General features: G+C 44.4%; 10 protein-coding genes. 5 read left to right on the plus strand and 5 right to left on the minus strand.

Features of this window, described 5'->3' with window-relative positions; all coding sequences use genetic code 11:
* Positions 1-29 precede the first annotated feature (29 nt).
* Positions 30-2,450, plus strand: a complete 2,421-nt coding sequence (gene gyrB / locus AC30SF_RS07740; protein WP_489608077.1) for a DNA topoisomerase (ATP-hydrolyzing) subunit B — start codon at positions 30-32, stop codon at positions 2,448-2,450.
* An 84-nt stretch (positions 2,451-2,534) separates the two neighbouring features.
* On the opposite strand, the gene ilvC is transcribed toward gyrB, so the two are convergent.
* Positions 2,535-4,013, minus strand: a complete 1,479-nt coding sequence (gene ilvC / locus AC30SF_RS07745) for a ketol-acid reductoisomerase (RefSeq protein ID WP_314115745.1) — start codon at positions 4,011-4,013, stop codon at positions 2,535-2,537.
* Between the two features lie 588 nt (positions 4,014-4,601).
* On the opposite strand from ilvC, the gene ilvY reads away from it, so the two are divergent.
* Positions 4,602-5,480: an HTH-type transcriptional activator IlvY gene (ilvY, locus tag AC30SF_RS07750; protein WP_489608078.1), complete on the plus strand. Its 879-nt coding sequence runs from the start codon at positions 4,602-4,604 to the stop codon at positions 5,478-5,480.
* A gap of 27 nt (positions 5,481-5,507) precedes the next feature.
* Complete coding sequence (gene rarD, locus AC30SF_RS07755; RefSeq protein ID WP_489608079.1) at positions 5,508-6,380, plus strand: EamA family transporter RarD; 873 nt, start codon at positions 5,508-5,510, stop codon at positions 6,378-6,380.
* Between the two features lie 2 nt (positions 6,381-6,382).
* Here the strand turns inward: rarD and aroE are convergent, their stop codons facing one another.
* From aroE to AC30SF_RS07770, 3 genes are read right to left on the minus strand one after another with little or no spacing between them, the layout of a single operon-like run.
* Positions 6,383-7,183, minus strand: coding sequence for a shikimate dehydrogenase (gene aroE, locus AC30SF_RS07760; RefSeq protein ID WP_489608080.1), 801 nt, complete (start codon positions 7,181-7,183; stop codon positions 6,383-6,385).
* 3 nt (positions 7,184-7,186) lie between these two features.
* Positions 7,187-7,738 carry an L-threonylcarbamoyladenylate synthase type 1 TsaC gene (gene tsaC / locus AC30SF_RS07765; RefSeq protein WP_489608081.1) on the minus strand — a complete coding sequence of 184 codons (552 nt, stop codon included), beginning with the start codon at positions 7,736-7,738 and terminating at the stop codon, positions 7,187-7,189.
* A 4-nt stretch (positions 7,739-7,742) separates the two neighbouring features.
* A complete protein-coding gene (locus tag AC30SF_RS07770) occupies positions 7,743-8,291 on the minus strand; it encodes a DNA topoisomerase family protein (RefSeq protein ID WP_489608319.1) in 549 nt (182 codons plus the stop codon).
* A gap of 165 nt (positions 8,292-8,456) precedes the next feature.
* Between AC30SF_RS07770 and AC30SF_RS07775 the strand changes: the two genes are divergently transcribed.
* On the plus strand, positions 8,457-10,097 hold the full coding sequence (locus tag AC30SF_RS07775; protein ID WP_489608082.1) for a DNA recombination protein RmuC: 1,641 nt from the start codon (positions 8,457-8,459) through the stop codon (positions 10,095-10,097).
* Positions 10,098-10,303: 206 nt separating this feature from the next.
* Here the strand turns inward: AC30SF_RS07775 and lon are convergent, their stop codons facing one another.
* Positions 10,304-12,718 carry an endopeptidase La gene (lon, locus tag AC30SF_RS07780; protein WP_489608083.1) on the minus strand — a complete coding sequence of 805 codons (2,415 nt, stop codon included), beginning with the start codon at positions 12,716-12,718 and terminating at the stop codon, positions 10,304-10,306.
* 356 nt (positions 12,719-13,074) lie between these two features.
* On the opposite strand from lon, the gene AC30SF_RS07785 reads away from it, so the two are divergent.
* Positions 13,075-13,863: an enoyl-ACP reductase FabI gene (locus tag AC30SF_RS07785; protein WP_005703676.1), complete on the plus strand. Its 789-nt coding sequence runs from the start codon at positions 13,075-13,077 to the stop codon at positions 13,861-13,863.
* The last annotated feature ends 9 nt before the right edge of the window (positions 13,864-13,872 follow it).

Genomic DNA, 13,872 nt, shown 5'->3' on the forward strand with positions numbered 1-13,872 from the left:
ATTTTTTACGAATAAAATAGAGAATGATTATGTCAACAAATACCCCTGAAAATTACGGTGCAAACAGTATTAAAGTACTCAAAGGCCTTGATGCAGTGCGTAAACGTCCCGGTATGTATATTGGGGATACAGACGATGGAACAGGTTTACACCATATGGTTTTCGAGGTGGTGGATAACGCTATTGACGAAGCCTTAGCCGGGTATTGTGATGATATTATCGTGACCATTCATTCCGATAATTCCGTTTCCGTGCAAGATGACGGACGCGGCATTCCGGTAGATATTCACCCGGAAGAAGGCGTTTCCGCCGCCGAAGTGATCATGACCGTCTTGCACGCCGGCGGGAAATTTGACGATAACTCCTATAAAGTCTCCGGTGGTTTGCACGGTGTGGGCGTGTCTGTGGTTAATGCGTTGTCTGATAAATTACAACTGACTATTCGCCGTCAAGGCAAAGTGCATGAACAATTTTATCGCCTTGGCGATCCCGTTGCTCCGTTAGCAGTTATTGGTGAAACCGACCAAACCGGCACAACCGTACGCTTTTGGCCAAGCCCAACGATTTTTACGAACATTGAATTTGAATACGATATTTTAGCCAAACGCTTAAGAGAGTTATCTTTCTTAAACTCCGGTGTTTCTATTCGTTTAATTGACGAACGCACCGATAAACAAGACCATTTCCATTACGAAGGTGGTATTCAAGCGTTTGTGGAATATATCAATCGTGGCAAAACTCCGATCCACCCGAAACCGTTCTATTTCTCTGCGGAAAAAGACGGCATTGGCGTAGAAATTGCGTTGCAATGGAACGATGGTTATGCAGAAAACATTTACTGCTTTACCAACAACATTCCACAACGCGATGGTGGTACGCACTTGGCAGGTTTCCGCGGGGCGATGACCCGTACGCTGAATAACTACATGGAAAATGAAGGTTATACCAAAAAATCTAAAGTAGCGACTTCCGGTGACGACGCTCGTGAAGGCTTGGTGGCCGTGATTTCCGTGAAAGTACCGGATCCAAAATTCTCTTCTCAAACAAAAGACAAATTGGTTTCCTCCGAAGTGAAAAGTGCGGTGGAATCTTTGATGAACGAGTATTTGCAAACCTATTTGTTGGAAAATCCAAACGATGTAAAAATCATCGTGAGCAAAATTATCGATGCGGCACGTGCGCGTGAAGCTGCACGTAAAGCGCGCGAAATGACCCGTCGTAAAGGCGCATTAGACTTGGGCGGGTTGCCGGGTAAATTGGCGGATTGTCAGGAGCGTGATCCGGCGTTATCCGAACTTTATATCGTGGAGGGTGACTCTGCGGGCGGTTCGGCAAAACAAGGGCGTAATCGTAAAAACCAAGCGATTCTGCCGTTAAAAGGGAAAATCCTGAACGTGGAAAAAGCCCGCTTTGACAAAATGTTATCTTCCGCAGAAGTGGGTACATTGATTACGGCGCTAGGTTGCGGTATCGGTCGTGACGAATATAACCCGGATAAATTGCGTTATCACAGCATTATTATCATGACCGATGCGGATGTGGACGGCTCGCACATTCGTACGTTGTTATTAACCTTCTTCTATCGTCAAATGCCGGAGCTGATTGAACGCGGTTATGTGTATATTGCCCAGCCACCGTTGTATAAAGTGAAAAAAGGCAAACAAGAGCAATACATTAAGGACGATGAAGCCATGGCGGAATTTGAATTGGCGATTGCGTTGGAAAATGCGGCGCTTTATGTGAATGACAATGCACCGGGCATGCAAGGTGTGGCGTTACAAAATCTCGCTTCCGAATATCTTGCAGTACAAAAAATGACGACCCGCTTGAGCCGTTATTATCCGGAAAGTGTGTTGAAAGAATTGATTTATCAACCGGCGTTGACCACAGCGTTAATGCAACAGGAAAGTGCGGTCAATTCTTGGGCTGATTCTTTAGTTGCTTCTTTAAATGGAAAAGAAACTGACGGCAGACATTATAGCTATCGTTTGCAATTCAATGCTGAACGAAACTTGCATGAAGTGGTATTAACGGTAAGAACACACGGGATTGATACGGATTATTTCTTGAACTTCCAATTTGTGACCGGTAATGAATATGCCCGTTTAATTGCGTTGGGTGAAAAATTGGTCGGCTTATTAGAAGAAAATGCTTATGTTATGCGCGGTGAACGTAAAGTTGCAGTAACTTCTTTTGAGCAGGCGATTGAGTGGTTAATGAAAGAATCTCGCCGTGGTTTGATGATTCAACGCTATAAAGGGTTAGGTGAAATGAACCCGGAACAGCTTTGGGAAACGACAATGGATCCGAATACTCGCCGTATGTTGAAAGTGTCTATCAAAGATGCGGTGGCGGCAGATCAGTTATTCACTACCTTAATGGGAGATGAAGTAGAGCCTCGTCGCGAATTCATTGAAAGTAATGCATTAAGAGCGAATTTGGATATTTAAAACAGCCTATTGCGTTTTATCCTGTTCATATAAGCATAGAAAAGCCGGCAATATCGCCGGCTTTTTACGTTATGAATGCTTCCATTAACCTTGTAATGACACGCGTTTCATATCTTTCATGTAACCACGCAATTCTTGACCGATTAATTCTACCGGATGATTACGGATTGCATCGTTCACATCGCGTAAGGTGATGTTGTCGATTTCCACGGTTGGTGTTGGTTCACCGATATCACCTTTGCGTAAGGTTGGCACCAATGCTTTTTGCATAATCGGACCGGCAACGTTAGCGAATAAGTAGTTACCGTATTCTGCCGTGTCGGAAATCACCACGTTCATTTCATATAAACGTTTACGCGCGATGGTGTTGGCGATTAACGGCAATTCGTGTAAGGACTCGTAGTAAGCGGATTCTTCGTAAATGCCGCTGGCCACCATGGTATCGAATGCCAATTCAACACCGGCTTTCACCATCGCAATCATTAACACGCCATGGTCGAAATATTCTTGCTCACTGATTTTGCCCTCATATTTCGGTGCGTTTTCAAAAGCCGTTTTGCCGGTTTCTTCACGCCATTTTAAGAGGTTGGCATCGCCGTTTGCCCAGTCTTCCATCATCACACGGGAGAATTCGCCGCTGATGATATCGTCCATGTGTTTGGCAAATAAGAATGCCAATTCTTCTTTGATTTGTTCCGCTAACTCGAACGCACGCAATTTTGCGCTGTTGGACAAGCGATCCATCATCAACGTGATACCGCCTTGTTTTAAGGCTTCGGTGATGGTTTCCCAACCGTATTGCACTAATTTGCCCGCATAGGCCGGATCTTTGCCGTCAGCCACTAATTTGTCGTAGCAAATGAGAGAACCCGCTTGCAACATACCGCAAAGGATGGTTTGCTCACCCATTAAGTCGGATTTGACTTCCGCCACGAAAGAAGATTCCAACACGCCTGCACGATGACCACCGGTTGCTGCCGCCCAAGCTTTGGCAATTTCTAACCCTTCGCCTTGCGGGTCATTTTCAGGGTGCACGGCGATTAACGTCGGCACGCCAAAACCACGTTTATATTCTTCACGTACTTCTGTACCCGGGCATTTTGGTGCCACCATTACGACGGTGATGTCAGGACGGATTTGCTCGCCCACTTCAACAATGTTTAAACCGTGGGAATAGCCCAATGCTGCGCCTTTTTTCATTAACGGCATGACATCAGCAACCACTTTGGAATGTTGTTTGTCCGGGGTGAGGTTAATGACTAAATCGGCTGTTGGAATCAGTTCTTCATAAGTGCCCACTTTAAAGCCATTTTCACTGGCACGTTGGAATGAAGCACGTTTTTCTGCGATGGCTTCCGGACGTAATGCGTAACTGATGTCTAGACCTGAATCACGCATATTTAACCCTTGGTTTAACCCTTGTGCACCGCAACCTACGATAACGATTTTCTTGCCTTTCAAGAAATCCGCTTCCGTTGCGAACTCACTGCGATCCATAAAACGGCAGCGACCGAGTTGGTCTAATTGTTGGCGTAAGTTTAAGGTGTTGAAATAATTAGCCATGATGTTTTCCTTTTGTGTGGGAGTGTTTGTTTAGGTTTGGGTGATTATAGGGTGTTTTGGTGTTGCGTAAAGTGATATTATTGGGATTTTGTGTTGCGGTTTTTGCAATTATATATGGTGCGAGGGATTTCGCCCTAGGGCGTTCTTCTTTCTTTGATTCGCTTCGCTCAAACAAAGCGAAATTTAGCTAAAAATTGCATTTCCATAAGGGAGTCTTACTTACACGGAGAAAATAATTTGTTTTTTTAAAAAGTGCGGTTGAATTTTTAGATATTTTTTATTTCAAAAAACATTTTTAGAAATGACCGCAATTTTGAATCTATTGACAGAATACACTTTAAGTAGCGCTCGAATAAAATGGGGGCCCCATCTGAACCGCCTGAGCGATTTGCAATTTTTAGGAAATTTTCGTTTGTCTGAGCCGCTGGCGGCGAGTTCGAAAATTTTCGTAAAGAAAATTGCAAGTGAGTGAAGATAAGCGGTGAAGCTGGGGTGTGTTTTCTTTTGCCTACTTTGCTTTGCACAAGCAAAGAAAAGTAGGTCATTCTCAATGAAATTGAGAATGAAACCTAACTTAAAATTAAAAACATGACTTTTACCGATCTCAAAATCTTCATCACCCTCACCCAAACCCAAAACTTCGCCAAAACGGCGGCGTTGCACCATATGTCGCCGTCAACCTTGTCCCGTCAAATTCAAAAAATCGAAGAGGAACTGGGCCAGCAGCTTTTGTGGCGGGATAATCGTCAGGTGTTGTTAACGCCGAATGGTGAGGTGTTTTTGGCGTTTGCACAGCAGCAATGGCAGAATTGGATGCTATTTCAACAACAACTACATACTCAAGAGGAAGAACTTAGTGGGGAACTCAAACTGTATTGCTCGGTGACGGCGGCGTATAGCCATTTGCCGGGGATTTTGGAGAAATTCCGTGCGCATTATCCGAAAGTGGAAATTCAACTGACCACAGGCGATCCGGCGCAGGCGGTACATTTGGTGCAGGCGCAACAGGTGGATTTGGCGTTGGCAGGGAAACCACCGGTATTACCGAGTGCGGTGACGTTTCATTATATCGATGATATTGCGTTGTCGATGATTGCGCCTCGAGTGGCGTGCTCGGCGACGCAGTTATTGCAGCAAGATCCCATCAATTGGCAGCAGGTTCCCTTCATTTTGCCCTTAGATGGTATGGCGCGGCAGCGGATTGAAGAATGGTTTAAACAAAAAGGCATTAAACACCCGAAAATCTATGGCACCGTGGCGGGGCACGAAGGTATTGTGTCCATGGTGGCACTCGGGTGTGGTTTGGCGTTATTGCCTGATGTGGTGATTAAGAACAGTCCGTTGAACAGCCAAATTTCTACCTTGCAGTTAGAGGAACCAATTACCCCTTTTGAACTCGGTGTGTGCGCCTTGAAACCTGCCTTAGAACGCCCTTTAGTTCGTGCATTTTGGCAGTTATTAGCGTAAAGTGCGGTCATGGTTTAAGGAGTTTTTATGCTAAAAGGCGTTGCGTTTTCTTTATTTGCCTCTCTGCTGTTTGGCTACATGTATTATTTTTCTACGCTGTTGCTGCCGTTGAGTGGCACCGATATTTTCGGTTATCGCATTGTATTCACTCTGCCTTTTGTGGCGGCGGCTGTGTTTTTGTTTAAACAAAAAATGGCGTTGATTGCCCATTTAAAACGCATTCAAAGACAACCGCACTTCGCCTTGGCTTTTCTCTTTACCGGTGCGTTGATGGGCTTTCAAATGTGGCTATTTTTATGGGCACCTAATAATGGTAGCTCGTTGAGCGTTTCTTTCGGTTATTTATTACTGCCTTTAGTGATGGTGGCAGCAGCGCGAATTATTTTTAAAGAACGGATTTCACGCATTAAGTTTTTGGCCGTATTGATTGCTGCAGTGGGGGTCATTTCCAACATCGCCTTAAAAGGGGAAATTTCTTGGGAAGCGCTAGTGATTTGTGTGGGTTATACGACTTACTTTGTGCTTCGTCGAATATGGAAAATGACCGATCTTGCGGCGTTCTTCTTAGAAATGTTAACCCTTTTGCCATTTTGTGCGTATTTTGCGTGGCAAGTGGATATTAGCCAAGTACAACAAAGCAATCCGCATATTTTGGTTTTATTGCTACTGCTCGGCTTGATTAGCGGAACGGCGCTCAATTCTTATATTCTTGCCAGTAATCATTTGCCGATGAATCTGTTGGGCTTACTTGGTTATGTAGAGCCTTGCTTGATGGTAGGGGTTTCTTTGTTAATCGGCGAAGAAATTGATGCGCAAAGTTATCCGCTGTTTATTTGTTTGGTCCTTGCCATGCTCTTGATTATCACGGATGGCATTCTACAAGCGAAAACACGCCAATAGCCTTATAACTGCTCAAACAACGGCGTAATGTTCGGCATTACGCCACGCCATAAATGGAAAGCATGCGCCGCCTGCGCCAATAACATGCCGAAACCGTCACTTCGGTTTTGTACGCCTAACGTACGACAGCGTGCTAAAAACGGCGTGTCTTTTTGTCGATCATATTGCATGTCATAAACTGCTTTTGCTGCACGTAGAATCTCATCGTTAATCGCTACTGTTCCGCCGTGCAAACCTGAGGAGGTCGCATTGATAATCACATCAAAGGATTGCGTGGGAAGTTGACTCAGTTCCACGGCACGAATGTTTCCGTAAGGCGAAAATTTCTCTGCCAACAGTTGCGCTTTGGCTAAAGTGCGGTTGGCTATCACAATGTTTTGCTGTGCATATAAAAGCGGTAACAACACGCCTTTCGTGGCACCGCCTGCCCCTAAAATGAGTAGAATTTGATTCGGCTTAAGCCAATTCAACCGCTGTAAATCCGTCACCAATCCTGCACCATCAGTATTGTCCGCATACAGCGTGCCATCGTCTAATTTTTTCAATGTATTGCAGGCTTCCGCTATCAGGCAACGCTCACTGTATGCATCTGCCAGCTTGAACGCGCGCTCTTTGAAAGGCGAGGTGATATTACATCCTGCTGCGCCTTGGGCAAAAAATGCCAATAATTGCCGTTCAAAATCCTGTTCGTCGCCTAACATAGCATCGTATTGCACGTCTTGGGCGGTTTGTTTGGCAAAAATACGGTGAATTTGCGGCGATTTGCTTTGAGCAATCGGGTTGCCCCAAACGGCATATAACATGATTTATCCTTGACGAAAAACTTGGTTGGTGAAAATGTCGCGAATTTCGGACGGATTCACTGCGTCGCCCACAGGCATATCCAGCACCGGGAAATCCGTGCCGAATTGCTGTGTCACTTCTTGTGACGTGCGGCAAGGCGGCAGTCCGGTTAAGTTGGCGCTGGTAGAGGTAAGTGCAAAGCCTGCCTGTTCGCATAACAGCTTAACGGCAGGGTGTTGGCTGATGCGCACCGCAATACTGTCAAAATCGCCGGTAAGAAATTTAGGTGTCGTTGTTTTTGCCGGTACGACCCATGTCGTTGGCCGATCATATTGCGTAGTTAAGCGTTGCCAATGTGCTTCCATCAAACGTCTTTCATCTATAAAAGGCAACAAAAAATCCGTGCTCGGCGCAATTAAAATCAGCCCTTTTGACATCGGGCGCTGTTTTAAAACCAGTAAATTTTCCACCGCACTTTGGCTGTTTGGATTACAACCTAAGCCGAAAACCGCTTCGGTGGGGTAAGCGACGACTTGCTGATTTTTTAAATGGTTAACAATCTCTTGTAAATTCATGAGGTTACTCGGTCATAAAAATATGGCGGCAGGTTTTATTCACACATTGCCAAGTGCGTTGTTCGCCCTGTTGTTTTTTTAATAAGGCTAAATTGCCATGGCATTGCGGACAATCCACTAAATAAGGTTTAGTTGGCAAGGAAAACTTACAATGCGGAAAACGGTTGCAGGCGTAAAATAGCTTGCCGGCACGTCCACGCCGCGCCACTAACTGCCCTTCTTGACATTCCGGGCAAGGTACGTGTTCTTCCGTTTCCTCTTCTGTTTCCTCATGCACCACAAAATGACAGTCGGGGTAATTGCTACAACCGATAAACATGCCAAAATGCCCTTGTTTTAACGCCAATAAATGGCCGCATTGGGGACAGGTTTGTTCCAATATTTTGAGGATTTTTACTTCATTAGAAGCCTGTAACGGTTTCAAATAATCACATTGCGGATAGGCAGAACAGCCGAGAAACAGCCCTTTTTTCCCTTGCTTTATTTGCAATAACGCACCGCACTGCGGGCAGTGTTCCTCGTGTTTGGTAGGCTGAAATAAAGGTTGGTTCATGGCATGCCCTAAAAGTGCGGTGATTTTTCTCGACAAATATTCAAACGCTTCAAGCGCCATTCTACCGCAAGTTTTGCGCCTTTTGCCACCCACGAAATGAAAAAGCAAAAGGTCGGCAAAGACCACGGATTTCCTTTATACTAACTCCCAATATCAGGAGGGAACATGTTTGCATTGGATATTGATTTAAATCTGTTATTGAGCGTTTGCGTCGCATTGGGCGTGCTTTGCCTTATTTTGCTTTTTGTCAGCGCACGCCGGAAACGGGATAGCCTGGAATTACAACAGGATTTAAATAAAAACATTGAGGATTTTAATCGCTTATTAGAAAAATTTGATGCCGTTACTGCCCGTAAAAATCAATTAGAACAAGAGGTAGTGAAAGCGCAAACCACGGCGGATGGGCTACAAATTCGCTTAAACGAACGGGATGAAAAAGTACAGTATTTACAAACGGAACTGAACGAAGAACAGGCACGTCATTCCACCATCGCAGAACAAATAACGACGCTGAAAGAACGTTTTGGTGTGGCCTCGGCACAGGCGGACAGCTTGCGTGGACAACTTGCGCAAAGCCAAGCGCAGCTTACCCGCAAAGAAGAATTGCTGACAAATTTAACGGAAAAACACACCACACTTTCGCAGGAACTGGCGGAACTCAAAACCACGTTAACAGAAAAAGAAAAGCATTTTGTCGAGCAGCAACAACATGTTGAACAAACCAAACAGCAGCTCAATACAGAATTTCAAAACCTCGCCAATCGTATTTTAGAAGAGAAAAGCCAGCGTTTTCAGCAAACGAACCAAGCGTCGATGGACAGTCTGTTAAAGCCTTTCCGTGAGCAAATTGAGAGCTTCCAAAAACGGGTGAATGAAATTCACTCGGAATCCCTTAAGGGCAACGCAGGCTTGGAAGCGGAAATTAAGAAAGTGTTAGAAATCGGTTTGAGTATGTCGCAACAGGCGAACAACCTCACTTCCGCTCTGAAAGGGGAAAAGAAAACCCTTGGTAACTGGGGTGAAATACAGTTGGAGCGGGCGTTGCAATCTGCCGGCTTGGTGGAAGATGAACATTACACAGCACAGGCGCATTTCAAAAACGAAGAAGGCAAACGCAATTATCCCGACTTTATTCTTAACATTCCGGATGAGAAACATTTGATTATCGACAGCAAAATGTCGCTTAACGCCTATGAAAGTGCGGTCAGTACTGAAGATGAAATTGCGCGTCAGGCGTTTCTGCGCGAACACATTAAGGCGTTGCGCAATCACATCGACGACTTATCCCGCAAAGATTACAGCAACCTTATCGGTGTACGTAGCCCGAATTTCGTGTTGATGTTTATTGCCGTGGAACCGGCTTACATTGAAGCCTTAAAAATGGACCCGAGTTTGTTCGGTTATGGTTATGACAAAAATGTCATTATGGTGTCACATACCACGCTGATGCCTATTTTACGCACAGTAGCGAACCTGTGGCGGGTGGAGCGCGGTAATGCGGAAGCGCGTGAAATCAGCGAAAAAGCCGGCGACATTTACAACCAAATCTGCTTACTCGCAGAACGTTTAGCGAAAGTGGGGAATAGTCTTTCCACCGTCAGTTCGCACTATAACAGCGCTGTCACGGCGCTCGTAGGGCAACAGGGCTTAATGGGCAAAGTGGAGCGCTTTAAAGCACTTTCTGCCAAAGCCAACAAAACAATGCCTGATATCGAACCGCTGCATCATGATTTTGAAACGGAACGGCTGTTGCTGAATAAAGAAAAAACAGAGAACGAACCTAAAGAAAACCTAGAAAGCACATAAAAAATGTGCAAAAAAATACCGCACTTTAATAAATTACATTAAAGTGCGGTTTATTTTAAGACCAAACCAAGCACGGAACGTGATTTCACCCTTTCGGATATTCACGATTGCTACACATGAAACGTTAACCCTTTCGGGCATTCACGATTTCGTGCAACAAGTTGCACGCTACTCTATGGCTCCTTATCGTATTGAAAAACTTTTCATTAATTGACCGCACTTGGTGCAATGCCTTTCTTCCGGCGACTATTTTTCACCGTAGAAATCGGTTCAAGTTTGACAAACTCAACACCGCTTGGTGGATTTTCCAATGCAATAGTTAGCACTTCATCAATGGTTTCTACTGCGTGAATGTTCAAATCACGTTTAGCGTTTTCCGGAATCTCTTCCAAATCTTTCACATTATCTTTTGGAATAATGACGGTTTTAATGCCGCCACGGTGGGCTGCCAGTAATTTTTCTTTTAAACCGCCAATTGGCAATACTTTGCCACGTAGGCTGATTTCACCGGTCATTGCCACTTCCGATTTCACCGGATTACCGGTTAAACAAGACACCAATGCGGTACACATAGCAATCCCTGCACTCGGGCCGTCTTTTGGTGTCGCACCGTCCGGAACGTGAATATGAATATCACGTTTTTCATGGAATTCCGGATTAATGCCCAATTTGTCTGCACGGGCGCGTACGACAGTCATGGCAGCTTGAATAGATTCTTTCATCACATCCCCCAAGGAGCCTGTGTAACTGAGTTTGCCTTTGCCTAGCACTGAGGCGGTTTCAATCGTCAGTAAATCGCCGCCGACTTCCGTCCATGCCAAACCGGTGACTTCACCAACACGGTTTTGTGTATCTGCACGACCAAATTCGAAACGTTTTACGCCAAGGTAATCGTGTAGATTTTTCGCGGTCACTTTGATGGATTTTAATTTCTTATCTAACAGTAAGGTTTTTACGGCTTTCCGGCAGATTTTCGAAATTTCACGTTCTAAATTACGCACACCGGCTTCACGAGTGTAATAGCGGATAATATCCACGATCGCACTGTCATCAATGGTTAATTCACCGGCTTTTAGCCCGTTGCGTTCCATTTGTTTGTTGATCAAATGGCGAGTGGTGATATTCAGTTTTTCATCTTCTGTATAACCGGATAAACGAATTACTTCCATACGATCTAATAATGGCGTTGGAATGTGCATGGAGTTTGAGGTCGCCACAAACATGACATCGGATAAATCGTAGTCCACTTCCAAATAATGATCGTTGAAATGGGCGTTTTGTTCCGGATCCAACACTTCTAATAAAGCAGAAGCTGGATCGCCACGCATATCAGAAGACATTTTGTCGATTTCATCTAACAAAAAGAGCGGATTTTTTACACCGACTTTTGCCATTTTTTGAATCAATTTGCCCGGCAAGGAACCAATATAGGTTTTCCGGTGACCACGAATTTCTGCTTCATCACGCACGCCGCCTAATGCCATGCGCACATATTTACGCCCTGTTGCATTGGCAATAGATTGTCCTAAAGAGGTTTTACCGACACCAGGAGGGCCTACCAAGCAAAGAATTGGCCCTTTTAATTGATTTAAACGGGTTTGCACAGCAAGGTATTCCAAAATACGCTCTTTCACGCGCTCCAAACCATAGTGATCGGCATCTAAAATTTCTTGTGCTTTGGCGAGATCTTTTTTCACTTTGGTGCGTTTATGCCAAGGCACTTGAATCATCCAGTCAATATAACTGCGCACAACGGTGGCTTCAGCCGACATTGGGGACATCATTTTCAGTTTTTGCAATTCAGCTTCGGCTTTTTCACGTGCTTCCAAAGGCATTCTTGCCTCTTCAATTTTTTGACGAAGCTGTTCAATTTCACTTATCGCATTTTCTTCTTCACCAAGCTCTTTTTGAATGGCTTTAATTTGTTCGTTTAAGTAATAATCGCGCTGGCTTTTCTCCATTTGTTTTTTCACGCGACTACGAATGCGTTTTTCCACCTGTAATAGATCCGCTTCGGACTGCATTAACCCCAGCAAATACTCAAAACGTTCCACGACATTGCTCATTTCTAATACAGTTTGTTTTTGGGCAACGGAAACCGGTAAATGGGAGGCTAAGGTGTCACTTAATTGTTCCAAATTTTCAATTTGTTGAAGTGCGGAAAGAATATCCGGCTGCACTTTCTTATTTAAATTTATATAATTTTGGAATTCATCTAAGGCGGCTTTGTGAACAACTTGCAATTCTTTTTTATTACCAAGCGTACTTTCAATCGGCTTAATTTGCGCTTGGAAATGTTCACCGGTATCTTCTAATTGATAAATCTGCGCACGTTGCTGCCCTTCCACTAACACTTTTACCGTGCCATCCGGCAGTTTGAGCAGCTGAATAATATTGGCAATGGTACCGACATCGTATAAATCTTCCACGCCCGGCTCTTCCAGTTCCGGCTGTTTTTGCGATACTAACAATAACTGCTTTCCATGATTCATCGCCTCATCAAGGCTATGGATAGATCTCGGTCTGCCGACAAATAACGGCATCACCATATAAGGAAACACAACGACATCGCGCAATGGCAATACCGGTATGGTTTGTAATTCTGATTTTTTTGTTCTCATCGCATACTCTCTTTTCTATTCTGCTAATTTGGCTCTATATGGAGATGATTTCGTTAAATTCAAGATTTAGAAAAAAATCTACCGCACTTAATTCACGCTTTCACCATATTCTCAATTGCAATGCAACCGTTTAAATGAACGGATTGATTCTAGAGGAAAGCGCAGTATAATTCTATGCTTTCATCATATTTTATAGACTGACCACATGTGTTTTAGCTAAATTAGCGTAACATTCAACCGCACTTATTCACCACTGAATAAGTGCTTTTTGTTTTGATAAATTGGTCGGCTTTGTATTCAAAGGCGTTTTCGCTTATACTACGCCACAATTTTTAACGCAAATCACAGGAAATATTATGGGTTTCTTAACAGGTAAACGTATTTTAGTTACAGGTCTCGCCAGTAATCGTTCTATCGCCTACGGCATTGCAAAAGCGATGAAAGAGCAAGGCGCAGAATTAGCCTTCACTTATTTAAATGAAAAATTACAACCGCGTGTTGAAGAGTTTGCGAAAGAATTTGGCGCAAACATCGTGTTGCCGTTAGATGTGGCTACCGATGAAAGCATTCAAAACTGCTTCGCAGAATTAAGCAAACATTGGGATAAATTCGATGGTTTCGTACACGCTATCGCCTTCGCACCGGGCGATCAATTAGACGGCGACTATGTGAATGCGGCAACCCGCGAAGGTTATCGCATTGCCCACGACATCAGCGCATACAGTTTCGTGGCAATGGCGCAAGCAGCACGTCCATATTTGAATCCGAATGCCGCATTATTAACGTTGTCCTATTTAGGTGCAGAACGTGCCATTCCAAACTACAACGTGATGTGTTTAGCCAAAGCGTCTCTTGAAGCGGCAACCCGTGTGATGGCGGCAGATTTAGGCAAAGACGGCATTCGTGTGAACGCCATTTCTGCTGGCCCGATTCGTACCTTAGCGGCTTCCGGCATTAAAAACTTCAAGAAAATGTTGGCAACCTTCGAGAAAACCGCTGCGTTACGTCGTACCGTGACAATCGAAGATGTGGGCAATTCTGCGGCGTTCTTATGTTCTGATTTAGCCTCCGGGATCACCGGTGAAATCGTCCATGTTGATGCCGGTTTCAGCATCACCGCCATGGGCGAATTAGGCGAAGAATAATTTTTTCTT

This window comes from Aggregatibacter valvarum, assembly GCF_980468985.1.

Excerpts from the sequence above, each read along its gene's own strand:
- gyrB (WP_489608077.1), top strand. The coding sequence starts at position 30 with ATGTCAACAAATACCCCTGAAAATTACGGTGCAAACAGTATTAAAGTA.
- ilvC (WP_314115745.1), bottom strand. The coding sequence starts at position 4,013 with ATGGCTAATTATTTCAACACCTTAAACTTACGCCAACAATTAGACCAA.
- ilvY (WP_489608078.1), top strand. The coding sequence starts at position 4,602 with ATGACTTTTACCGATCTCAAAATCTTCATCACCCTCACCCAAACCCAA.
- rarD (WP_489608079.1), top strand. The coding sequence starts at position 5,508 with ATGCTAAAAGGCGTTGCGTTTTCTTTATTTGCCTCTCTGCTGTTTGGC.
- aroE (WP_489608080.1), bottom strand. The coding sequence starts at position 7,183 with ATGTTATATGCCGTTTGGGGCAACCCGATTGCTCAAAGCAAATCGCCG.
- tsaC (WP_489608081.1), bottom strand. The coding sequence starts at position 7,738 with ATGAATTTACAAGAGATTGTTAACCATTTAAAAAATCAGCAAGTCGTC.
- AC30SF_RS07770 (WP_489608319.1), bottom strand. The coding sequence starts at position 8,291 with ATGAACCAACCTTTATTTCAGCCTACCAAACACGAGGAACACTGCCCG.
- AC30SF_RS07775 (WP_489608082.1), top strand. The coding sequence starts at position 8,457 with ATGTTTGCATTGGATATTGATTTAAATCTGTTATTGAGCGTTTGCGTC.
- lon (WP_489608083.1), bottom strand. The coding sequence starts at position 12,718 with ATGAGAACAAAAAAATCAGAATTACAAACCATACCGGTATTGCCATTG.
- AC30SF_RS07785 (WP_005703676.1), top strand. The coding sequence starts at position 13,075 with ATGGGTTTCTTAACAGGTAAACGTATTTTAGTTACAGGTCTCGCCAGT.